At 61.3% G+C, this 20421-nt stretch carries 22 protein-coding genes; 9 read left to right on the top strand and 13 right to left on the bottom strand.

Translation table 11 applies throughout. The features are described 5' to 3' along the window. The first annotated feature begins 13 nt into the window (after window positions 1-13). Window positions 14-940: a LysR family transcriptional regulator gene (locus BV106_RS29920; RefSeq protein ID WP_051946503.1), complete on the top strand. Its 927-nt coding sequence runs from the start codon at window positions 14-16 to the stop codon at window positions 938-940. Window position 941: 1 nt separating this feature from the next. Here the strand turns inward: BV106_RS29920 and BV106_RS29915 are convergent, their stop codons facing one another. The 3 genes from BV106_RS29915 to BV106_RS29905 all read right to left on the bottom strand — a co-directional run bounded on the left by BV106_RS29915 (window position 942) and on the right by BV106_RS29905 (window position 3926). Next, window positions 942-2276, bottom strand: coding sequence for a DUF6596 domain-containing protein (locus BV106_RS29915; protein WP_051946501.1), 1335 nt, complete (start codon window positions 2274-2276; stop codon window positions 942-944). 30 nt (window positions 2277-2306) lie between these two features. Next, complete coding sequence (locus BV106_RS29910) at window positions 2307-2738, bottom strand: YciI family protein (RefSeq protein WP_038170947.1); 432 nt, start codon at window positions 2736-2738, stop codon at window positions 2307-2309. Between the two features lie 363 nt (window positions 2739-3101). After that, window positions 3102-3926 carry a thioredoxin family protein gene (locus BV106_RS29905; protein WP_051946499.1) on the bottom strand — a complete coding sequence of 275 codons (825 nt, stop codon included), beginning with the start codon at window positions 3924-3926 and terminating at the stop codon, window positions 3102-3104. A 192-nt stretch (window positions 3927-4118) separates the two neighbouring features. Between BV106_RS29905 and BV106_RS29900 the strand changes: the two genes are divergently transcribed. Next, window positions 4119-5210 carry a DNA topoisomerase IB gene (locus BV106_RS29900; protein WP_038171018.1) on the top strand — a complete coding sequence of 364 codons (1092 nt, stop codon included), beginning with the start codon at window positions 4119-4121 and terminating at the stop codon, window positions 5208-5210. 207 nt (window positions 5211-5417) lie between these two features. After that, entirely contained in the window at window positions 5418-6737 is a 1320-nt protein-coding gene (locus BV106_RS29895) for a hypothetical protein (protein WP_038170945.1), read from the top strand. Window positions 6738-6764: 27 nt separating this feature from the next. On the opposite strand, the gene BV106_RS29890 is transcribed toward BV106_RS29895, so the two are convergent. Next, window positions 6765-7013 carry a hypothetical protein gene (locus BV106_RS29890; protein WP_038170943.1) on the bottom strand — a complete coding sequence of 83 codons (249 nt, stop codon included), beginning with the start codon at window positions 7011-7013 and terminating at the stop codon, window positions 6765-6767. 96 nt (window positions 7014-7109) lie between these two features. Here BV106_RS29890 and BV106_RS29885 point away from each other — a divergent pair, with 96 nt between their 5' ends. Together BV106_RS29885 and cdaA are read left to right on the top strand one after the other, a co-directional pair. Continuing rightward, entirely contained in the window at window positions 7110-7934 is an 825-nt protein-coding gene (locus BV106_RS29885; RefSeq protein WP_081892440.1) for a polysaccharide deacetylase family protein, read from the top strand. A gap of 57 nt (window positions 7935-7991) precedes the next feature. After that, window positions 7992-8969 (top strand): diadenylate cyclase CdaA, encoded by a 978-nt coding sequence (cdaA, locus tag BV106_RS29880; RefSeq protein ID WP_038170941.1) that lies wholly within the window; start codon window positions 7992-7994, stop codon window positions 8967-8969. A 32-nt stretch (window positions 8970-9001) separates the two neighbouring features. Here the strand turns inward: cdaA and BV106_RS29875 are convergent, their stop codons facing one another. The 8 genes from BV106_RS29875 to BV106_RS29845 form a co-directional block, all read right to left on the bottom strand. Continuing rightward, the gene (locus BV106_RS29875; protein ID WP_038170939.1) at window positions 9002-10906 is read right to left on the bottom strand and encodes an AsmA-like C-terminal region-containing protein; all 1905 of its coding nucleotides are present in this window, start codon (window positions 10904-10906) and stop codon (window positions 9002-9004) included. A gap of 49 nt (window positions 10907-10955) precedes the next feature. After that, window positions 10956-11318, bottom strand: a complete 363-nt coding sequence (locus BV106_RS29870; RefSeq protein ID WP_265596213.1) for a hypothetical protein — start codon at window positions 11316-11318, stop codon at window positions 10956-10958. After that, window positions 11282-11716 carry a phage holin family protein gene (locus tag BV106_RS29865; RefSeq protein WP_081892438.1) on the bottom strand — a complete coding sequence of 145 codons (435 nt, stop codon included), beginning with the start codon at window positions 11714-11716 and terminating at the stop codon, window positions 11282-11284. Before BV106_RS29865 ends, BV106_RS29870 begins: the two co-directional genes overlap by 37 nt. A gap of 24 nt (window positions 11717-11740) precedes the next feature. Then, window positions 11741-12022, bottom strand: a complete 282-nt coding sequence (locus BV106_RS29860; protein ID WP_038170935.1) for a hypothetical protein — start codon at window positions 12020-12022, stop codon at window positions 11741-11743. Between the two features lie 58 nt (window positions 12023-12080). Then, window positions 12081-12281: an entericidin A/B family lipoprotein gene (locus BV106_RS37695; RefSeq protein ID WP_081892436.1), complete on the bottom strand. Its 201-nt coding sequence runs from the start codon at window positions 12279-12281 to the stop codon at window positions 12081-12083. A gap of 306 nt (window positions 12282-12587) precedes the next feature. Further along, window positions 12588-13943: a sigma-54 dependent transcriptional regulator gene (locus tag BV106_RS29855; protein ID WP_038170934.1), complete on the bottom strand. Its 1356-nt coding sequence runs from the start codon at window positions 13941-13943 to the stop codon at window positions 12588-12590. 21 nt (window positions 13944-13964) lie between these two features. Further along, window positions 13965-15116 carry a hybrid sensor histidine kinase/response regulator gene (locus BV106_RS29850; protein WP_038170933.1) on the bottom strand — a complete coding sequence of 384 codons (1152 nt, stop codon included), beginning with the start codon at window positions 15114-15116 and terminating at the stop codon, window positions 13965-13967. Further along, complete coding sequence (locus BV106_RS29845; protein ID WP_265596212.1) at window positions 15113-17275, bottom strand: ATP-binding protein; 2163 nt, start codon at window positions 17273-17275, stop codon at window positions 15113-15115. The genes BV106_RS29850 and BV106_RS29845 overlap by 4 nt, the downstream gene beginning before the upstream one ends. A gap of 246 nt (window positions 17276-17521) precedes the next feature. On the opposite strand from BV106_RS29845, the gene BV106_RS29840 reads away from it, so the two are divergent. The 3 genes from BV106_RS29840 to BV106_RS29830 all read left to right on the top strand — a co-directional run bounded on the left by BV106_RS29840 (window position 17522) and on the right by BV106_RS29830 (window position 18779). Next, window positions 17522-18124, top strand: a complete 603-nt coding sequence (locus BV106_RS29840; protein ID WP_051946497.1) for a ferritin-like domain-containing protein — start codon at window positions 17522-17524, stop codon at window positions 18122-18124. 67 nt (window positions 18125-18191) lie between these two features. Then, a complete protein-coding gene (locus tag BV106_RS37690) occupies window positions 18192-18356 on the top strand; it encodes a DUF1328 family protein (protein ID WP_009963623.1) in 165 nt (54 codons plus the stop codon). Window positions 18357-18521: 165 nt separating this feature from the next. Further along, window positions 18522-18779 carry a GlsB/YeaQ/YmgE family stress response membrane protein gene (locus tag BV106_RS29830; protein ID WP_038170930.1) on the top strand — a complete coding sequence of 86 codons (258 nt, stop codon included), beginning with the start codon at window positions 18522-18524 and terminating at the stop codon, window positions 18777-18779. Between the two features lie 93 nt (window positions 18780-18872). On the opposite strand, the gene BV106_RS29825 is transcribed toward BV106_RS29830, so the two are convergent. Continuing rightward, window positions 18873-19436, bottom strand: a complete 564-nt coding sequence (locus BV106_RS29825; protein ID WP_038170928.1) for an alpha-ketoglutarate-dependent dioxygenase AlkB — start codon at window positions 19434-19436, stop codon at window positions 18873-18875. A gap of 140 nt (window positions 19437-19576) precedes the next feature. Here BV106_RS29825 and BV106_RS29820 point away from each other — a divergent pair, with 140 nt between their 5' ends. Next, complete coding sequence (locus BV106_RS29820; RefSeq protein ID WP_038170926.1) at window positions 19577-20419, top strand: IclR family transcriptional regulator; 843 nt, start codon at window positions 19577-19579, stop codon at window positions 20417-20419. Window positions 20420-20421: the final 2 nt, after the last annotated feature.

Genomic DNA, 20421 nt, shown 5'->3' with positions numbered 1-20421 from the left:
TCATTGTGCGATCATGTTTGAAGACTTGCTCTCCCGACACGGCCTCTCCCTCGACCGCCTGCATGGGTTTCTGTGTGTGGCGGAGGCAGGCAATATCAGCCGGGCGGCGGCGGGTGATCCGGTAAAGCAGAGCCAGCTCAGCCGGCAGATCCGGGACCTGGAGGCCTTCTTCGGTGTCGAGCTCACTCATCGCCGGGGCAAGTCGATTGCCATCTCGGCCGAGGGGCTCCGCCTGGCGGCGCTGATCCGCCAGCACCTTCACGCGCTGGATGATTTTCGGCTGGAGCAGACCGGTCAGTTGCGCACGTATTCATTCGGCACCACATCGAGCCTCATGGAATGGCTCGTGTGCCCGCGGATGCCGGAACTCCTCAAACAGTTTCCGAACGCCCGGCTCCATCTCGAGACCTGGCGCAGCGCAGAACTGGTGAATCGGGTGCGGGACGGGCGGCTGGACTTTGCCCTGGTGCGCGAAAATGCGGTGCCAGAAGACCAGTTGCGCCTGAAGCTGGCTCGTGCCCGCTATCTCTTGGCGGTGCCGGTGGCGCTGGCCAGGAAGGCAAAACTGCCGGAACGCCCGCAATTGGAAGACACGGCCCGCTTGCCGCTGGCGCTTCAGGTCGCGGGCGGCACGTTTCATCACATGGTGACGGAGGCTCTGCTGGAGAGCGGGGTCACTTGGGAGCCGGTCGTGGCCTGCCAGTCTTTCCTGCAAGTCCGGGCCGTGGTGGAGAGCGGTTGTTGTGCGGGGATTCTACCGGAGTTTTTCACCACCCGGCTGGATCCTCGGCGCTTTCAACTTCTGCCCATGGCCTTCCTGCAGCCCCACGTTCGCACCCTGGTGCTGCACTGGAGTGAGCGGCAGATGCAACGTCGCGGGATCGAGGAGTCACGCATCCGCGAGCTGGCGGCGGTGCTGAAGAGCGGGATGGGCGTCTAGTTCACGCTCCCACGCCGCACTCCCGGAGCCTGCGGGAGATGAACTCCCTTTCTGAGGGCAGGTCCGCCTTGTCCAGTGCTCGGCGGAAGTGTCCGGCAGCCGCCTGCGTGCGGCCCAGCTGGTACTCGAGGTCACCCAGCACGGCATCCAGCAGAAAGTAGGAGTCGAGCTGGTCCCGGTGTTTCATCTGCTGCACCGCCCGGAGCCCTTCAGCCGGGCCGTCCACATGAGCCACCGCCACCGCGCGGTTCAAGGCAACAATCGGGGAGTCGCTCATGGCCACCCAGCGGTCGTAGTGATCCAGGATGCGGATCCAGTCGGTGGATGAGAAGTCTCTGGCTGTGGCGTGACAGGCGGCGATGCCAGCCTGCAGATGGTACTCGCTCAACTCCGTGCCAGAGGCAGACCGGGACAGGTGCACCAGGCCCCGGGCGATCATCATCTGGTCCCAAGTGGCGCGATTCTGCTCCTGCAGACGCAGGATGTTTCCGGCTCCGTCCAGGCGGGCAGAGAGTCGGGCGGTGGTCAGCAACATGAGGGAGAGCAGCGCATGAGTGCGCGGGAGATTGGCGGATGGGTGACCCGCGAGGAGGCTGGTCAGACGGATGGCCTCATTGCAGAGGTCCTCCCGCACGAGATGCTCGCCACTGGAGGCTTTGTATCCCTCGTTGAACAGGAGGTACAGGATCTGCATGACGCCGTCCAGGCGCGGTTTGAGCTCCTGCCCGGAAGGGATCTCAAAAGGGATCTTCAGATCCTGGATGAGCTGTCGGGCTCGGGTGAGACGCTTGGCGATGGCGGCGTCTGAGGCCAGGAAGGCTCGGGCGATCTCCGTCACGCCGAATCCGCAGAGCGTTTTCAGCGCGAGGGCCGCCTGGGCGTCTGCGGGGATCTCAGGGTGGCAGCACACGAACATGAGGCGCAGCACCTGATCCTTGATCTCGTCTTCGAACATCGGCGGCGTCTCCTCTGAGTTGCCGCCAGACCACAGGTCCGTGGCCGCGATGATCTGCGGCTGTTTGTCTGCCGCCATCTTGTTCCGCCGCACCACGTCCAGGGCCAGGTGCTTGGCGGTCTGCATGAGCCAGGCCGTGGGGTTCGAGGGCACACCGTAATAGGGCCAGGTGCGCAGGGCGCGGGCCAGGGCCTCCTGGACGACGTCCTCCGCCAGCTGCAGATGCTCCACCCCGAAGATGCCCGTGAGCATGGAGACCAGACGTCCGGACTCCCGACGGAAGAGGTGCTCCGCCAGCCGGGGGATCTCCCGCGGCGGCGGGCTGTCCGGCAGTGGCTCCTGGTCCGGATCCGGCTCGTCGGTGTGACGGGTCAATTGCATGACGGGGCTGCTGAAGAAGGGTCAATCGATTCAGGCACCCGCGGCGGCTGCGGCGGCGGCTTCCGCGTACTCCTTAGCGACGATGCTTGGCGGGCAGGCTGCGGCGACTGGGCGCACCTCTACCTGCATGCCGTATTCCAGTGCCGGGCACTGCTGGCCCAGGGCCACCGCCTCCTCCAGGGTGTCCACGCTGATGAGGAAATAACCTGCAATGGTCTCCTTGGACTCCGCAAATGGGCCGTCTGCGATCTGGCGTCCTTTTTTTCCCGTGAGGATGCGCCCTTCCGGATGCAGAGGGTTGGCCCCCACCATCTTGCCCGAGGCGGAGATGCGGTCAAACCAGGCCATCCACTCCGACATCACGCGTTGGAGTTCTTCAGGAGCCAGGCCTTTGTCCCAATGCGTGCCGCGAAAGAGGAGCAGGTACTGGGATTCGTTGTGGACGGGAGAGTTGGAGTTCATAGGATTCGAGAGAAAGGGGATGGAGGACGCTGACTACTTCGGTGTCTCGCTGAGGAAGTTGAGATATTCTGGATCGGCGGGCGAGTGAATTCAACCCGTACAGCAGGTGGGGGCGTCGTCGGTGGGAGAGCTGGCGGACCCGCTTGATCACCAGATAGACCAGTGCCAACACGCAAAGGGTCATCAGACCGTATCTGACCAGGGCCGCGGTGGAGAGTGAGACCCCCAGACCGGTCAGCACCGCAATGTAGCCGGCCATGCAGGCCGGGCACTTGGGCATGAGGATGAGGAGGGCCCCCGGGCCCACCCAACCCAGGGCTCGCAATCCCCGGGGGGCGGGCCGGGGGCTGACATCAGGGGTGTTCATGATGGTGTCCTCCCGGGGCGGTTGCCGCCGCAGGCGCAATCTGCGCCGTGGTGAGTTTCCTCGTACCGATCGTGGTGGCGCACCCAGTCGGTGAGGTCGAACGAGGGGCCGTTTTCATTGCGTCCCAGCGGGGTGAGGTCCAGGAAATTGTAGGTGTTGAGCAGGAGCTCGTCGCCCCGCGCAAAGCATGAGTAGGTGTGGTACACCACATGGTCCGGGCCCTTGTAGAACACGCTGGTGCCCCCCAGTTCCTCGATCATGTACGGGGAGGTTTGGTAGTTGTACTCCACCACGCCCCGGGCACGGTCCTCGGCGGTATAGGAGACGTGGTAGTCGAAGTTGAAATCGCTGTGGCAGGAGGAGACCCACGGGAACTGCCAGCCCATGCGGGCCTTGAACGGGGCGATCTCCGACCACGGGGCTCTGGAGATGGCCGCGACGGTGACCCCGTGGTTTTCCAGATGCACGCGGGCTCCCTCAATGTGGTCGGACAGGAAGGAACATCCCACACAGCCCTCCACCCAGCCGGGGCCCAACATGAAGTGTTGCACGATGAGCTGGCTGCGCCCGTCAAAAAGATCAGCGAGTGTCAGCCTGCCCTGGGGACCTTCAAAGACATAGGACTTCTCCACCCGCACCCAGGGCAGTTCCCGGCGCTTGGCATTTAGCCGATCCCGCCGATGGGTGAGGTCCTTCTCCTCTTCCAGCAGAGCCAGACGAGCTTGAATCCAGGCCTGGCGGGAGACCACCCGGTGCCTTCGCGGCTCAGGGTGGATGGCGATGGTGTTGCGGGCGGGCAGGTCGTTGCTTCGGGTGCTCATGTTGAGGTGGATCCCTCCTGTGTTTGGGGGCCGGGTGCTTCAGTGAAATGACGAACCGCCCGGTGGGGGAAGGACATGCGGGACAACTTTTCTGAAATTCTTCCAGACGCCGATTTGGGACGCGTGGTGCACACCGCCGAAAGCAAATGGTGCCGCGAATCGGAGGTGGTGGTGTGTGCCACCCTTCCCACTATGAAACACGCCGTGCTCGATGCCCCAACGGCTGAGAATCTCCGCGCTGCCGACGCGGCAGGGCTGCGCTACACCAGTGACAACCGCCCCGGGATCAGCCGCCACCGAAAGGGAGACGGCTTCGATTATAAGGACGCGAAGGGGCGGCGTGTCACCGATGCCACGACTCTGGGGCGCATCAAGTCGCTGGTCATTCCTCCAGCCTGGACCGACGTCTGGATCTGTCCCACCGCGAACGGCCACCTCCAGGCCACCGGGCGGGACCTGCGTCAGCGCAAGCAGTACCGCTACCACCATGAATGGCGACGCCACCGGGACGACAACAAGTTCAGCCATGTGCTGGGATTTGCCCGGATGCTGCCGAAGATCCGCCGTCGGGTCGGGCGAGATCTCGCCTCAAGCGGCATGCCCAGGAACAAGGTGCTGGCGGCAGTGGTGAAGCTGCTGGAGACCACGCTGATTCGCATTGGCAACGATGAATACGCCCGCACCAATAAATCCTACGGCCTCACGACGATGCGCAACGGCCATGCAAAGGTGAAAGGCGGGCAGATCACTTTCAAATTCCGTGGCAAGAGCGGCAGGGTTCATGACATAACACTCCAAGATCGTCGGCTGGCCGCTGTGGTCAGTCGCTGCCAGGAGATGCCGGGGCAGGAGCTCTTCGCGTACGAGGGCGAGGACGGCGCGGTGGTGGACGTAGGATCTCAGGAGGTCAACGACTACCTGCGCCAGATCACTGGAGGAGAATACACGGCCAAGGACTTCCGCACCTGGGCCGGCACGGTCCTGGCCGCCATCGCCCTCCGGGAAATGGAGGCCTGCACCTCAGAGGCTCAGGTGAAGAAGAACATCCTCACCGCGGTGGAATCCGTCGCCGCCATGCTGGGAAATACTCCTGCGGTGTGCCGGAAGTGTTATATCCATCCCGGCATTCTGGACTCCTATCTCAGCGGGGCCACCATTTCCACAGTATCGCAGCGCATCCGGGAGGGCATTGATGCCTCGCTGCGTCGAATGCGCCCGGAAGAGGCAGCAGTGGTCGTGCTTTTGCAGCGGCGCCTGAAGAGCGGAAAAAAGCCCCGTCGGTAGCGAATGGATATTTTAGTATCAATCGGACAATGATAGTGGATAAATAGTGTCCATTAGTTAGGTTATTGTATGGTTGTAAACGCCTAACAATGAGCTTGTCATGGACGTTAGATCTGGGTTGGAATAGAATTTGCATTATTCAGCCATCTCCTGGCGTGGCGACGTGGTTTGCCAGGAGTGTTGTGCCTTCCGCTCCACACCGCCTCCATGAATCCAGACAAATCAAACTCGTCGCCCGTACGGCCCTCCGCCTCCGGTCCAGTGCCCCCGATCGTCATCCAGGGGAGCCTCTCCGGCGTGCAGCCCGGGACAGCCTCCCAGCCGGTGCAAACCGCCAGCCCTCCGGCGGCCCCGATGCCTGTGCCTGCTGCTCCTGCCGTGCAGCCGGTGGTTGTTTCCGTGGACCACGGTCCGTTGTTGCTCTCAACATCGGTGCCACCGGCACCCAGGCGGGGTTTCTTTTACAACTCCTGGCGGAAGGTGGGAGGGGGCTCGCTCATCCTCAGTATTCTCATTCACGTCGGCATCTTGGCCGTGGCGGCACTCATGGTCACCACCATCGTCCAGTCTGAGAAGAGAGTGGACTTCCTTCCCGGCGGGGGCAGCAAGCAGGGACAGGAGGCCAACCAGGCTCTCTCCAAGGCGGTACAGATGAAGAAGCGCAGCCTGCTGAACAAGAGCACGCCCATGCAGAAGGTGGTCTCCACGAGCGCGAATGCCGCGATCGCCCTGCCGGACATGCCGGCCGAGCCCATGGACGTGGCGGAGCTCAGCAGCATCATGGGTGGAGGCACCATGGGCAGTGCAGGATTTGGCAGCAGCGGGGCTGGCGGTGGCTTTGGCACTGGGCAGGGGATGGGGGGCAACTCCGGAGCCGTCTTCAAGCCGATCATCATGTTCGGTCAGAGCATCAAGGCCCGGAAGATTGCCGTGATCATGGATGTGTCCGGTTCCATGACCCCGCACCTGACGAAGGTCATCAAGGAGCTCGATCGCGTGGCGGCAGGCAGCCGGGTCGTGCTGTATGTCGGCTGCGGGGTGGCGAGCCCGAAGAAGGGCGTGCGTCTGGATGACGATGCCATGTCCACCCGCACCAGCACCAAGAATGAGGAGCGCAGCTTCGAGGTCTTCTGGCGGAAGAGTCACCAGCCCGCTCCCAAGCCGGGTATGCCGCCTCCGCCGCCCAAGAAGAAAGACGAGCCTGAGCCGATCCCGGAAAAGGAAGTTTACGATGTGCTGGCGACTCGGGGCGAAACCTATTTCATCAAGAGCCAGGGCATTCAGTATGCCTGGGTCTCCCTGTTGATCCGTGAAGTGCGCGATGCGGATGCGTTGTACTGGTTCTCAGACTTTCAGGACGAGGTGGACGACGAGCAGATGGAAGCCGTGCTGAAGAACTTGAAGCGCCGTCAGCAGAAGCTCTTCATCCACGCCTCGGGCCAGGGACGCTCATTCGAGCAGGTGCGCGACAAGATCTGCCTGCCCTCCGGCGGGGAGGTCGTGAAGGAACAGCCCAAGAAGTCGTAGGCTGATCGATAAGCGCCACGATCCGGGCTAGAGATCCTCTTCCTCGTCGTGGCGCATGGCCAGTGCCCGCTTGGCGAGCATCGCCTCGCGGGAGAGGATGGCGGCAGTTTGTCCCTCCGCGTACTCCTCCCAGCAGATGATGTCTGACTTGGGCAGCACCACGTTTTCGCCTGCCTCGACGATGAACTCAAAGCGGTCCTCTTCCGGCACCGCCTTCAAAGCGCGAAGGATCTTCGGCTGCTCTTGGGTGCTCAGATAGACGACGAACAAGCTCATGGGAAATGGGTAGCATTTGTCGCGGGTGATGGCGACGAATTGTTTTGGCCCAGTTTTGGTGCAAGCCGCTGCTTGTGATGCGACTCAGCAGGAGGCATGGTAGAGGTGGTGAAGAATTTGCGGCGTCAGTTTCGACGGGGAGTCATCCTTTGGAATGCAGTGGCTCCTGTGGTGGCTCTGGTCTTGCTCCTGCGCGGGCAGGGCTGGCTGGCGCTGGCCATCCTGATGAGTGCGCATGCCCTCTGGCTGGTACCCACGCTCTGGCCTGCCTGCGACTGGCTGGGGGAGGTGGTCTGCACCTTGAAGGAAGCGCGAGATGGCCAGCATGAGCGGCCGTATGACGAGGAGGCCAAGGAAGTGTGGCTGACCATCGATGACGGCCCTGATCCTGTGGACACACCCCTGTTGCTGGATCTGCTCGATCAATTTGGAGCCCGGGCCACCTTCTTTTTCATCGGTGCCCGGGCGCGCCAGCATCCTGAGCTGGTGGGTGAGGTCCTGCGGCGGGGGCATACCGTGGGAAACCATACCCTGAATCACGTGCAGTTCTGGTTCTGGGCATTCGGGCCCTCCTCAGTGTCCCGCGAGGTAGGGGCATGCCAGGATGTGCTGGGGGAGCTGTCGGGTGGGGAAGCTCCGCGCTGGTTCCGCGCTCCCGCAGGTTTCAAAAATCCTCTGGTCCAGGCTGAGGTGGAGAGACAGGGCTTGCGTCTCGCGGGATGGAGCAGCCGGGGGCGGGATGGCGTCATCAAGGACCAGGAAGCCATCCTAAGCCGACTGATCGCGGGGGTGAAGCCGGGAGCCATTCTTCTCATGCATGAGGGGCGGGATGACGGGCAAGGAGGGCGACTGGCCCCTCAGGTGCTGGAGAAACTCCTCACCTGGCTGCGGCAGCATGGGTACCGCTGCGTTTTGCCGTAGGACGCTGGCAGCAAATCATTTGCGCCGGACGGGGCTGCACATTAGTTTCCGCCAACCATGTGGAATTTCATCCAGGATCACTGGAGAGACGGGGTGGAGATTCTGATTCTCGCCGTCTTGCTTTATCATGGTTACAGGTTCCTGCGTGCTACCCGTGGCGCCCGCATCCTCACCGGCCTGCTCGTCCTGCTTCTCGGACTGACGCTGATTTCCCAGTTGCTGGAGCTTCAGGTCATGAACTGGCTGCTGGAGCGGTTCTCCGTCTTCTTGGCGGTGGGTCTGGTCGTGCTCTTTCAGCCAGAGCTGCGCCGCGTGCTGGCCGAGTTGGGCTCACACCGGTTCTTCTCGTTCAATGCGACGGAAGAGGCCAGTGTGGACCAGTTGATCGAGGCCATGGTGAGCTTGTCCCACAAGCGTTGTGGCGCGCTCTTCGCCCTCCAGCGTGGCATTGAGCTCAAACCCTATGCCGAGAGCGGCGTAGGCATGGATTCCAAGATGTCGTTGGAACTGGTGGGGACCATCTTCCATCCCAAGACCCCTCTGCATGACGGTGGCATGATCGTGGATCAAGGCCGCATCATCGCTGCTGGGTGTGTCTTCCCCGTAACTCAAAAGGATCTGAACGACCGCAGCGTGGGGCTGCGCCATCGCGCCGGCATTGGCATCTCTGAGGAAACGGACGCCATCGCGCTGGTGGTGAGTGAGGAAACGGGGTCGCTCTCCCTCTGCTACAAAGGCAAGCTGGAGCATGACCTGGAGGCCAACGAACTCCGTACCCGGCTCCAGCAGATCCTCATGTTCGGCGACGACGATGAGGAGGAGGCTACACCTGGCAAACAGGAGGGAGTCACCATCGCTGACGTCAAAGCCACGGTTGCTCGCATCAAACTCTGGTTTACTCGCGACTGGGAGGCCAAGCTGGTGTCCCTGGTGCTGGCCTTCCTGCTCTGGTATGTCATCCACGACCAGATCTCCCGCGGTCAGCGGTTCATGTTCGAGATGGGTTCCGCCACCCCGGGTGCGGTGAAGGTGTAGAGGTTGAGTTCGCCAGTCGAACTCAACGCTGGCTACTTCCTGCCCGGGATCAAGCGCCCGGGCAGTTTGAAGATCTCCTTGGCGGCCTTGCCCGTGCCTTCCAGGATGCCTTCAGCGGCCCCTGCTCCTACTTTCACCCCCTCCACGCCGATCTTGGCACCTTCCTTGAGAATGCCTGTGGCAGCGTCCACCGTTCCCTTCACAATCTGTGTCCCCGGAGCAAACTTCAGCTGCCACTTCAGGTTTGGCAGCGTGCCCGCCCCTTCAAAGGAGAGCAGTTCACTGAAGGCACCGGTGGCCAGTTTCAGCACCAGCCCTTTGAGCCGGGCTTGCGCTTCAAACTGGGCGTACTTGGATTCCAGATTGATCGAGCCCTTGGCATCCACCTTGGTCGTGTTGCTGGAGAGGTCGAGCTGGTCAAAGACCAGGGTGCCTCCACCCAGGTGATAGCTGGCATCCAGGCGGGAGGCCACATCTTTGCCAAATTCGGGTTGCAGGGGATTGATCAACAAGTGCAAGGCTCCCAGGAAGGGGACCTGATAGAAACGCGCCTGAGTGATGACGATAGAGCCTGAGCCCTTCACCCCAGATGGTGTCATCACGCCGCCGCCGGAAAAGGTGCCCGTCACCGTGCCCTGGCGAGGTTCCGTGCTGCCAAAGCTGCGCATCACCACATCTAGATTGGCACCCGCAAGACGGGCGCTGGTTTTGAAGCTGGTAGCAGGTTGGGAGTAGTCCAGGTCGAGCTCGTCAGTGGAGAGGGTGCCGCCCCAGAGCGTGGCCTTCACATCCTTGAGCGAGGCCCGTCGATCTTTCAGCGCGAGATCAGAACGCAGGTTGTCCAGATGAATGGTGCCGGACTCCAGTGCCCAGGCCAGGTGTCCTTCCAATTCAAGGTGGCCGTGCCACTCCAGGGCCCCTGGATCAGAAAACGGCAGCAGGCCGGTGCCGGTAAGTTTCCAAGTGCCCTCCGAGCGAAGCTTCTGCAGGTGCACGGCATTGGGAGAGAGCTGGCGGATCACCGCGGGCAGGTCCAGGGAGGAGTCCAGTTGCTTGATCAGGATGTGCTCCTGGCCGGGGTCCACATGCCCAGACATGGTGGCCGTGCCGCCGCCGCTGGAGAGCTGGAGCAAAGGGATCTCGATCCGGGACCATGGGTCGCCTTCGGCAGCGGTGTCGATCTTGGCCGCTGCCTCTGTGAGATGGATGCCTCTCCAGGTGAAGTCACCGCCGCTGAGTTCGAGGTTCATTTTGACCCGGTCTTCCGGCTGGGCTTTGCGGAAGTCGAGCCTGGCCTCGGGCGGTTGGTTCTTGGAAACGATCTTGATGTACTTCTGCGTCGGAGCCAGCCAGCGGAAACGCAGGGCAGACTTCAGAGCCTGTCCCTTCTCCCGCGGTGGTTGCTTGGCCTGCTCTTCAGGGGCCAGATCTGCTTTGGAGGTCCAGGCATACTCCCCGGTGATCAGAGCGTTCCACCCTTCCATCAGGCCTTGGGCTCGCACCAGCTCCACCCGGTCCTGGCGTACATTCAGGTCGATCCCGAAGTCCTCCACCTGCATGCGGGTTTCGCCCTCCAGTAGCTCAAGGTGGGCTTTCTTGGTGGTGAATCTTCCCGCATTCCAGTTGCGCCAGCCCGGGCTGTCTTTCACCAGGCTGAGGTGGGACACCTTGACCGCCGCGTCTGTTTTGGCGTCGTCGCGATAGAGCGTCACATTGGTGAGGCTGACTCCTGGACCGGGGATCCAGTTGGCATCCTCCCAGGTCATGTAAACACCAGCATCATCCAGGCGGGAGTTGGCTTCGGCCGCCAGAATGTCGCCAATCCACTGTCGGCCCAGCCATACGCCGCCAGCCAGGAGAAGCAGGAACACAAGGCTCCCGATGAGGAATCGGCGCAGCCGCCGTTTCTTCTTGGGAAGCGGTTCAGTTGAGTTCACGGCGCTAGGGGAGAACCAGTGTCGCAGAAAATCTGGAATCGGGCAATCTTCAACTGCCGACTGCCGGAGTGCCGGGGACAGGGAGGGACGGGGTGGGGGCCATCTGTGACAGTCGCTGCAGGACGTAAGGCGCTGCCAGGGGGACCACCGCCTGGAGCATCGTGCGCAGCATCTTGGCGCTCATGGTGGGCCGGGCCATGCGGAACACCATCGGGATCACCCTGCTGGCCAGCGCTCCTCCTGCCAGAGCGTACAGGGCGTAGCGCATCGGATGGGAGGCGATGGCCTCACGGGCCCGGGAAGGCAGGTTCAAGGAATGTTCCAGATCGTCCACTGCGCAGCGCAGATCCCACCGGCTGGCTTCGAGTTGACGTCTTAGTTTCTGGAGTTCGACTGGGAGCTGGTGAGCCATAGCTTGTCTTGTTGGAATTCATGCCGGGTGGCGTGGAAGAGCGTCTTGCTCGAGGTGGAGAGGGCGCGGACCACCCAGAAGGCCAGGCCAGCTGCGCCAACGAGATGGGCTGCCGCCACGACGGTTGCCGCGGGGGCGAGGTCGCCCTGCCACCAGTGGGCCGCCACCCAGCCCACCAGGGCAAACATGAGCAGCACATAGGCGATGGCGACGAAGAGCAGACTGGTCAGTCCCGCCACGATCACGGCGGCGAGCAGCTTGAAGGCGCCTCCCCCCTCCATACAGGCCAGGCGAAACCGGGCCTCCAGGTACATCACGGCTGCAGCTAGAAGTCGCCGCAATGTGCCGGTAACGCCCGCGGAGCTCTTCTCCGGGTCGGAGTGTGGGGGAGACTGCATGAGGGGGACATGCTGGGAACGGAATCAGCCGTTCGTCTGTTGGTGACGGACACGAATGGTGGCGGCGACCAAGACGCCCGCGCCCAATGCCAGACTGACAGCGGTGAGCGGGTTGGAGACAGCCCAGGATGCGGGACGGCCTGCGCCATTCAGGGCCTCGCGGGTGACAGCCGCGGCGGAGTGGACCACGGGACGCAGGTGATCGAGCACCCGGTGGTGGGTCAGCCGGGTCAGGCGATGCTGGGCATGCCGCACATCCCGGAGGATGTTTTCAGGGTAGAGGACAAGGGCTGGTGCCGGGGTCATGGCAAAGGATGAAAGCGGGGTTTTTTTGAAGCGCTGGGGGCGGTGAGGGCGGTCAAGATCAACGGGCGACTTCGTGAGCCTTCTCCTCGATCTTGTTTCCGACCTTTTGGGTGTCACGCCCCAGCCCGGCCACCGTGTTGCAGGAGACCATGCTACCGGCCACGGCCAGGGTGCCGATCAGGATGGCTGCCTTCGTGAAGGGGCGCTTCACGACCGGGGTTGGAGAGGGGAATTTGATGACTGAAGGTGTGGTATTCATAGCGAGTTCCTAAGTCGCACGGGCTGTGCCACGTCATCTAGGTCAGTGTAAGTAGTTGAGCATCAGTGAAAAACACCTTTGCGCCCGGCAGGGTTGCCGGGCTTGAGGTTGCATCCTGCATCGCGAACTGGTGTTTTTCGTTTGCAGAATGCATGAACACCTGATGCCTCACTCAGGGATCGGTGGCTGAGATGCCAAGTTTCTTAGGGGGTGGAGGCCGATCAAGGCGAGCCTGCTCCCCAAAAGAAAAAACCTCGAAATCCACAACGGGAGTTCGAGGTGTTAATGCAACCACCACAGCCGGGGCTACTCGGCATCTAGGCCCAGCTTCTTGCGCTTGCGGTAGAGCGTGGCCTGATCGATGCCGAGCACGGATGCGGCTTCCGCGAGGCTTTGGGTTCTGCTCAGGATGGCCTTGATGTGGGCGGCCTCCAGCTCCTCCAGGCTTACCCAGTCGCCTTTGTTGGGGCCGTCTGGGGACGTCTCCGCTACGGCGCTCCCATTCAGCGTGGCGGGCAGGTCCGTAGCCTTGATTTCCCGGCTCGCCGCCAAGATGACGACACGTTCAATGACGTTGCGAAGTTCGCGGAGATTACCAGGCCAGGGGTAGGCCATGACCCGCCGGCGCGCCTCCTCTGAAAAGGCCGGAAGGGGGCGGGCACATTGTTTTGCGAAGAACTTGAGGTACTCTTCGGAAAAGCGCATCACATCCTGCTGACGCTGGCGCAGCGGCGGCATGGTCACGGTGATGACGTTCAGGCGGTAGTAAAGGTCCTCGCGGAAGGTGCCGTCCGCCACTGCCTTGGTAAGGTCACGGTTGGTGGCGGCGATGATGCGGACGTTGGCCTGCCGGATGGTGTTTTCCCCCAGGCGCTCGTATTCGCGATCTTGCAGGAGTCGGAGCAGCTTGGGCTGGATCTCCAGAGGCAGCTCCCCGATCTCATCCAGGAAAAGGGTGCCGCCTTCCGCAGCCTTGACCTTGCCCCACTGGTCCTTCACCGCGCCGGTGAAGGATCCACGCGTGTGGCCAAAGAGTTCGCTCTCCAGCAGCTCCTTCGAGAGGCTGGGGCAGTTCACGGTGATGAAAGGTTTGCTCGCCCGGTCGCTGCGGTGATGCACTGCGCGTGCCACCACGCTTTTGCCCGTGCCGCTCTCGCCCAGGATGAGGATGGAGGCGGGAGTGGGGGCCGCGCGGAAAAGGACGTCGAGCGTGTCCTTCACCGCTGGATTGGACGAGTCAAACACCGGCTCCGGGCTGTGGCTTGCCACCTGGGTCTGCAGTTCCACCACTCGCTCGGCCAGCTTGCGGTGTTTCTGCGCGCGGGTGATCACCAGCCCCAGTTGGGTGCCGGTGAAGGGCTTCTCCAGAAAGTCCAGCGCACCCCGGCGCATCGCTTCCACGGCCAGGCTGATGTTGGCTGCCGCAGTGAAGACGACCACGGGCAGTTGCGGATTCCGCTTGAGAATTTCGTCCAGAATGTCCAGACCGTACTCGCGGCCCAGATTCACATCGAGCAGGACCAGATCGAAAGTGGACTCCTTGATGGCTTCCAGGGCGGTGGCGCTGTCCTGGGCGCTTTCCGCATAGTGGCCCGCGTCCTCCACGATCTGCATCGTGGCTTCGCGGATGAGTTTTTCATCATCAATGACGAGGATGTCCATGTGCGGTTGTCTCTCTGCTTTTTATCGGGTCAGGTTGGCGGCGGGCGATGGGGGTTCCGGAGTTTGCTCCAAGGTTTCAGGAATAGCCAGCGGCAGCTGGAGGGAAAACACGGCCCCTTCCCCGGGGCCGCTGATCATTCGGATCGTGCCGCCCATGCGTTCGATGAGGCGTTTCACGATGGAAAGTCCCAACCCTGTGGAAGGCTCTCCGCCGGTGGGCCGGGCGCTGAGCCGGCCATAGCGCCGGAACATGCGGGACATGTCCTCCTCGGTGAAGCCGGGTCCTTGGTCGGCCACTTCGCACACGGCGAATCCAGTGGTTCCCGTCATGGCTCTGAGGGTGACCGTGGTCCCCATTGGGGAGAATTTGATGGCATTGGAGACCACGTTCTCCATCGCTTGCTCAAGCATTTCGTGGTCACCCTTGATCATCACAGGGCGTTGAGCCAGCTCGAGCACAATATTAATCTGCTTGGCGGCGGCGATCGGTTCGTGCCGGGCTCCCACGGAGGTGAGAATCTCTTTCAGGTCGATCGGCGTCGGATCCACCTTCAGGTTCTCTGCCAGCTGGTTGGCGAGGAATTCCTTCACGAACACGAGCATGCGCTCCGTGGAATCATGGATGTTGTCCACCAGCCGGGCGCTGCGGGGCGGCAGTTCAGACACGCGGTCTTGAAGCAGCTTCGTGCTCAGCTTCATGCCCGCGAGGTGGTTCTTTAAGTCGTGGGCCAGGATGCCCAGCAGTTCGTCCTTGTCCTCTGCCAGCAGGCGCAAATCGTCTCGGGCGTGTTTAAGCGCCAGATGGGTGCGCACACGGGAGAGAAGTTCCGCCCGGTTGAAGGGCTTCGTCACATAATCCACGCCCCCGGTTTCCAGCGCCTGCACGATGAGGTTCTTATCGTCGGCGGCGGAGAGGAAGATGACCGGGATGCCAGACCAGTCAGGGTTGGCCTGCAAGCGGCGGCACACCTCCAAACCGTCCATTTCCGGCATCATCACGTCCAGCAGGATCAGATCGGGCTTGCGTACGCCCAAGCGCTTGAAAGCTTGCTCCCCACTCAGCGCAGGAATGATGTCGTAGTCCATCATGGAAAGGATGGTTCCTACGATTTGAAGATTTTGTTCCTGGTCGTCGATGATCAGGATGGTGTCCTTAAAGACTGTGGGGGTCATGCTGGAGAGGCGGAGTCGGAGTCAGATACGGATGCTGAGGTCAATTGGGCGGTAAGGGTCGGAAATTGCCCAAGCTGATTTTCCAGCGCAGCCAGGGCAAAGGCCTCGGCGGCTTCCATCAACTTCTGAGCATAGAGTTCCAGCGGGGGACATGAGGAAGATCGTGCGAGACCTGCAAGCTGGTTGGAAAAACTTTGAACATCAGACATCGCCATGCCTTGCATGACGCCGGGCCACACATTCTTTTCCAGCTCCTTCAAGCGTGGCAGCAACTCCCGCCAGCGCGCGGCAATCTCATCTGAAGCAGGCTTGGCCACCTCTGCGACGCCCAGGATGGAATCCATGGTGGTGTGTTGCGGGATGAACTGCGCCAGCTCACGGTAGAGCTCTGCAAGGGAGAAGGGCTTGCGGATGTACCCGTCGAATGAGCGGCGGAGGGCCTGCTCTTCATGCGACAGGCTTGAGGCTGTGACTGCCACCAGGGGCAGCAGTTCCAGGTCAGGTTGCTGGCGGATGAGTCGCATGGCCTCTCGACCATCCATTTCTGGCATGCGGATGTCCATCAGCACCACATCTGGCTTCTCGGCCGCGGCCGTCTTGATCGCCTCTGCTCCGCTGGAGGCGAGGAGGATCTTGTGGTGGGTGCTGGCGAAGATATCCGCGACCAGGCTGCGGTTCGTAGGATTGTCATCCACCGCCAGGATTTTGGAGGGCTTCAGCTTGTTGAAATCCACCGCGAGGTGCTCCTTGGTCTGGCTCTCGGGAAGGCGCGCCGAGATCTCCACATGGGGGAACTCAAAGCGGAAGATCGTGCCGCGACCCGGCTGGCTGTCCAGAAGGATGCGGCCTCCCATCAGATCGGACAGCCGTTTCACAATGGCCAGCCCCAGCCCGGTGCCGCGGGTTTGGGACTTTGTTCCTCCGTTCACTTGAACGAAGGGTCGGAAGACTTCCGCTTGCATCTCGCGAGGGATGCCGACGCCGGTATCCTCCACTTCCACCGTCAGCAGCATGCGGCTGCGGTGTTGGGTGTCTCGCTCGCCGTGCAGGCGCACCGTCACTCCGCCACGTTCGGTGAACTTGAGCGAGTTCCCCACCACATTCACCAGGATCTGCCGGAGCCGGATGCTGTCGATCAGCAGGGAGTTGGGCACATTTGGGGAGATCTCGGCGTGCAGTTCCAGGCCGCGTTCAATGGCCTGCCGGGCAAACATCTGCTGAACGAAGCGCACCACGTCCCGCACATCACAAGGGTCCGAGGAAATTTGGAGCATGCCCGCCTCGATCTTGGAGAGGTCCAGGATGTCATTGATGATTTGCAGCAGGGCCCGCCCGCTGACCAAGATGGTTTCCGCATGCCGCTTCTCCTGGTCAGACTTCGCCTCATTGGCCAGCAGTTCGCTGAAACCGAGAATCGCGTTCATGGGCGTGCGGATCTCGTGGCTCATCGTGGCGAGGAAGATGCTCTTCTCCTTTTCGGATTGCTCGGCCCGCACTTTCGCGGCGGCCAGCCGCTCTTCCCGCCGCAGTTGTTTGAGAGATTCCCGGAAAAGCATCAACGCCAGAGCACCCGCTCCCAGTGCGACCACCCCGGAGCCGGTGGCGCTGATCAGTCCCCACTTCTGATCTTGCCGCATTACGGCGTTTTTTTGAACGATGATCCCATCCAGTCGGGATGTTACCGCCTCGACCCGCCCGCGGAGTTCATCCATGATGCGCTTTCCCCTGCCCGCGGAGATGAACTCCTGGGCTGGCCCAGGGCCTTCCCGCTTGCGGATACTGATCGCTTCCCGCAGTTCCGCAAACATCTCATCCACCAGGCGACGGATGCTGCTCACGTCGCCGCTGGAGACTGACTCCGTTTGATCCGCCGCCACCAGTTCATCCAGATCTCTGGGGACGGCCACCACACTCCTCTGGAAGGGCTCTAGGTAAGTTTCATCTCCGGTGATCTGAAATCCCCTTTGACCTGTCTCGGCGTCCTTGATGGCGGAAAAAGTGCGTTCCCATCCGGCCTTCATGAGCATCGCATGCTGGCTCGCATCGATGCTGGCATTCATCTTGGACCAAGTGACGGCCGTGAAGATGAGGGAGGTGACCGCCATCGCACCCGCGACGAAGGCGATAAAACCCTTGGTTGGCTGTCTTTGAAACCGCATGAGACCCAGGTGAGTGTCACGCCTGCTACCCTGATCCTGCAAGCGGTGTTTTCCTCGCCTTGCAAAAAGCATCGCGGAGGGCAGGGGATCTTGCAAAATCGTGTCTGAATTTTGGGCGTTGAGTGTAGTGTCGTTGAAGTGTGGAGATGTGTTTCATGCTCATAATGAACGAGTTGCATTTCGAGTTAGGTGGGTGGCACGAGGAATGCGCCTTAGGGAGTCAAAACCCTTTTGATCCACCTCAACATGACTCCCATCCAGATTTCCCGGCCCTTCTTCAATCTGAAGGACCTGTTGTGCGAACAACTGCGTGACTTGCATGATGCTGAAAAGCAATACGGCTCGCAGCTTCCGGAGATGGTGGCGAAAGCAACTTCCTCGCATCTGAAGGACAAGCTGAGTGAAATCTCGGACAGAGTGCTGAGCACCGCTGAAGAGGTGGCTCACGCTTGCCGAATCCTCGAAGTGTCCGCCGAAGGGGTGACTTGTGAGGCGATGAAGGGTCTGGTTCGTGAGGCCAAGGACACTTCTTCAGATTGGGGTGACTCCGCAACGCTTGATGCCTCGCTCATCTCCAATGCGCAACGCATCGCCCACTATGAAATCGCGGGTTTTGGCACGGCCAGGGCCTTTGCCCGCTGCTTAAAGCTGGGTGAAGTGGCTGAAATTCTGCAGCACCTGCTAGAGCAGGCGTTCCAAGACGACAAGGACCTGAGTTACATCGCCAACGGCGGCTGGTTCACGCCCGGCATCAATCATGAGGCGGCAGATCCCGCATTTAAGCCAACCCCGACCCCCGGCATTGGGGCGCCCAGTACCCCTTCCTCCAGAATGGACGTCCCAAGTTAAGAGGTCGCATCTTAAACTCTCACTCCCTCGGACAGCCATGAAACACAGCTTACCTCATCTATTCCCCATGCTCCCCTACGCCCTGCTTTTCCTGATCATCGCGGTCGTCGCCGCGGTGATCGGCTTTGCTGGCATCGCCGGAGCAGCAGCGTGGGTGGCAAAAATCCTCTGCTTCGTCTTCCTGGTGCTCACAGCGGCGGCTTTCCTCAGCGTGCCCAGAAACACCCTCTGAACTGGGTGTCCCGAGCGACAAATGAATGAACGCTTGGGGAAAAACGATATCAGAAGTTGCATGGCGCAATCATTTCCAGAGCCGCCGGTTCGGACGCCAGTGGCTTGGATCAATCAGTGAAACCACATCCAACCAAACAAGCATAACCTCTAACTGCACACCTATATGGGCATTCTTTCCTGGATCATTCTCGGCCTCATCGCAGGCGCACTCGCCAAGCTCATCATGCCGGGCGATCAAAAGGGCGGCTGTATTCTCACCTCCGTGCTGGGGATTGCCGGCGGCATCGTCGGCGGCTGGCTGGGCTCGACCCTCTTTGGGTGGGGCGACGTCAACGCCTTTGACTTCCGCAGCCTGGGCATCGCCATCATTGGCTCCTTGATCCTGCTCCTGGGCTTCCGCCTGGTGAGCGGCAGGAAGTAGCGCGTTCTGGCCGGAGAAATTTCGTGGATGCCGGCGGATGGATGTCCGCCGGCATTTTTTTTGTGAAATGAGGTGATGGAAGTTGTTTCCTGATTATCTGGCTGCCGTTTGCCTCGCTGCCAGCTCAGCGGGCTTCAGGATGTGGCGGAAGGTCAGGCTGATGCGGGCATCATCAGTGTCGGTCTTCTTGACCGCGTGCATCCAGTGGTCCTGGGTGGCCTGCGTCATGTAGAGCAGTGAGCCCGATGGCAACGAGAACGCATGTTCCAGATGGGGCGTTGTTTTGCTGCGGAAGGTCAGGACACGTTCGGCTCCAAGTGAAATGATCGCCACTCCGGTGCCTGCAGCGAGATTGTAGGTGGCGTCAGAGTGAAACCCCATGCTGGAGCGTCCATTCTCGTAGTAATTGATGAGACAGTTCGTCGGGGCGAAACCGAGTGTCGCGGTTAGCTTCTGGCAGAGGAGCGCCAGGAGAGGGTGCATGAGCACCTCTTCATAGGCGATGCCGGAGTCGTCGTAGGTCTGGCCAAAGCAGGCTGTCTTCCGGGACTTCATGCGCTCGTCCCAGATGATCTGGGTCGTGAGGGCGTGAAACAAGTCGTCGGCTTCCGATGGCGCGAGATAGGTCGGAGTGACCGTCACTTCAAGGTGGTCCATGGCAATTGCAGGGGTGTTTTTTTGTAGGGGAATACAAGATGCCACGCTGCCGCCGGGGATCAAAGCGAACCTGGGTCCATTTGATTGAGGAGTTTTAAGCTTGAAAGATCGGTTTTTCATCTGCGTAATGATTTACGTCTATGAAAAACGGAACCCGCTCTACCCCAGCAGCCTCCCGCTCCTCCACTCGCGGGTCGGAGGAAGTTTCTGCCCTTGAGCCGGCAGGATCAGAATCTCAAGCTCCTGCGCTGCAACGGGGGCTGAACATTCTGGAGTTTCTGGCCTGCCGGGAGGAAGGGGCCACGCTCTCAGAACTTAGCAGCGCGCTCAGTCTCTCTCCCGCCTCCATTTTCCGTCTGACCGGAGTCCTGGAAGAGTCCGGCTATGTGCGGCGAGAGGAGCCGTCGCGTCGCTTCAGTTTGACGCGAAAGCTGCTCCTGCTCGCCCAGCCCAAGCACGAGGGGCGGGCCTTGGTGGAGTGCTGTATGGCCCCGATGCGTGAGGTGCTTCGCCGTACGGGTGAGACGGTGCAGTTGTGTTGTCTGGCCGGAAGCGAGAGCGTCATGGTGGAGCAGTTGCCCTCCACGCATCCGTTCAAGTACATCGTAGATCTCGGCTCCCGCCCGCCCTTGCACTGTTGCGCGCCCGGCAAGGCCCTGCTGGCGAGTCTCCCGACGGGGGAGCAGGCAAAGATCATCCAGGAACTGAAACTCGAGAGGCACACAGTTCGCAGTATCACCACCAAGAAGGGGCTCCAGGATGAGTGCCGGAGAATTCAGTCAGCAGGCTATGCGGTGGACGAGGGGGAGCATTTCGAAGGCATCCACTGCGTGGCGGCATCGGTGAAGGACCGCCATGGTTACCCGGTGGCTGCGATTACGATTGCAGGCCCTTCCGCCCGAATTCCCGCGCATCGGTTCGCAGAGTTTGGAGCCGTCATGATGGAGGCCGCCCGTGAGGCGGCACTGAACTATTTCGGTTGAGC

The sequence above is a fragment of the Verrucomicrobium sp. BvORR106 genome (genome assembly GCF_000739655.1).
In the GTDB taxonomy this organism is placed as follows: domain Bacteria; phylum Verrucomicrobiota; class Verrucomicrobiia; order Verrucomicrobiales; family Verrucomicrobiaceae; genus Verrucomicrobium.
This window is presented reverse-complemented; position numbering and strand designations above follow the sequence as displayed.

Excerpts from the sequence above, each read along its gene's own strand:
- BV106_RS29920 (WP_051946503.1), top strand. The coding sequence starts at position 14 with ATGTTTGAAGACTTGCTCTCCCGACACGGCCTCTCCCTCGACCGCCTG.
- BV106_RS29915 (WP_051946501.1), bottom strand. The coding sequence starts at position 2,276 with ATGCAATTGACCCGTCACACCGACGAGCCGGATCCGGACCAGGAGCCA.
- BV106_RS29910 (WP_038170947.1), bottom strand. The coding sequence starts at position 2,738 with ATGAACTCCAACTCTCCCGTCCACAACGAATCCCAGTACCTGCTCCTC.
- BV106_RS29905 (WP_051946499.1), bottom strand. The coding sequence starts at position 3,926 with ATGAGCACCCGAAGCAACGACCTGCCCGCCCGCAACACCATCGCCATC.
- BV106_RS29900 (WP_038171018.1), top strand. The coding sequence starts at position 4,119 with ATGAAACACGCCGTGCTCGATGCCCCAACGGCTGAGAATCTCCGCGCT.
- BV106_RS29895 (WP_038170945.1), top strand. The coding sequence starts at position 5,418 with ATGAATCCAGACAAATCAAACTCGTCGCCCGTACGGCCCTCCGCCTCC.
- BV106_RS29890 (WP_038170943.1), bottom strand. The coding sequence starts at position 7,013 with ATGAGCTTGTTCGTCGTCTATCTGAGCACCCAAGAGCAGCCGAAGATC.
- BV106_RS29885 (WP_081892440.1), top strand. The coding sequence starts at position 7,110 with ATGGTAGAGGTGGTGAAGAATTTGCGGCGTCAGTTTCGACGGGGAGTC.
- cdaA (WP_038170941.1), top strand. The coding sequence starts at position 7,992 with ATGTGGAATTTCATCCAGGATCACTGGAGAGACGGGGTGGAGATTCTG.
- BV106_RS29870 (WP_265596213.1), bottom strand. The coding sequence starts at position 11,318 with ATGGCTCACCAGCTCCCAGTCGAACTCCAGAAACTAAGACGTCAACTC.
- BV106_RS29865 (WP_081892438.1), bottom strand. The coding sequence starts at position 11,716 with ATGCAGTCTCCCCCACACTCCGACCCGGAGAAGAGCTCCGCGGGCGTT.
- BV106_RS29860 (WP_038170935.1), bottom strand. The coding sequence starts at position 12,022 with ATGACCCCGGCACCAGCCCTTGTCCTCTACCCTGAAAACATCCTCCGG.
- BV106_RS37695 (WP_081892436.1), bottom strand. The coding sequence starts at position 12,281 with ATGAATACCACACCTTCAGTCATCAAATTCCCCTCTCCAACCCCGGTC.
- BV106_RS29855 (WP_038170934.1), bottom strand. The coding sequence starts at position 13,943 with ATGGACATCCTCGTCATTGATGATGAAAAACTCATCCGCGAAGCCACG.
- BV106_RS29850 (WP_038170933.1), bottom strand. The coding sequence starts at position 15,116 with ATGACCCCCACAGTCTTTAAGGACACCATCCTGATCATCGACGACCAG.
- BV106_RS29845 (WP_265596212.1), bottom strand. The coding sequence starts at position 17,275 with ATGCGGTTTCAAAGACAGCCAACCAAGGGTTTTATCGCCTTCGTCGCG.
- BV106_RS29840 (WP_051946497.1), top strand. The coding sequence starts at position 17,522 with ATGACTCCCATCCAGATTTCCCGGCCCTTCTTCAATCTGAAGGACCTG.
- BV106_RS37690 (WP_009963623.1), top strand. The coding sequence starts at position 18,192 with ATGCTCCCCTACGCCCTGCTTTTCCTGATCATCGCGGTCGTCGCCGCG.
- BV106_RS29830 (WP_038170930.1), top strand. The coding sequence starts at position 18,522 with ATGGGCATTCTTTCCTGGATCATTCTCGGCCTCATCGCAGGCGCACTC.
- BV106_RS29825 (WP_038170928.1), bottom strand. The coding sequence starts at position 19,436 with ATGGACCACCTTGAAGTGACGGTCACTCCGACCTATCTCGCGCCATCG.
- BV106_RS29820 (WP_038170926.1), top strand. The coding sequence starts at position 19,577 with ATGAAAAACGGAACCCGCTCTACCCCAGCAGCCTCCCGCTCCTCCACT.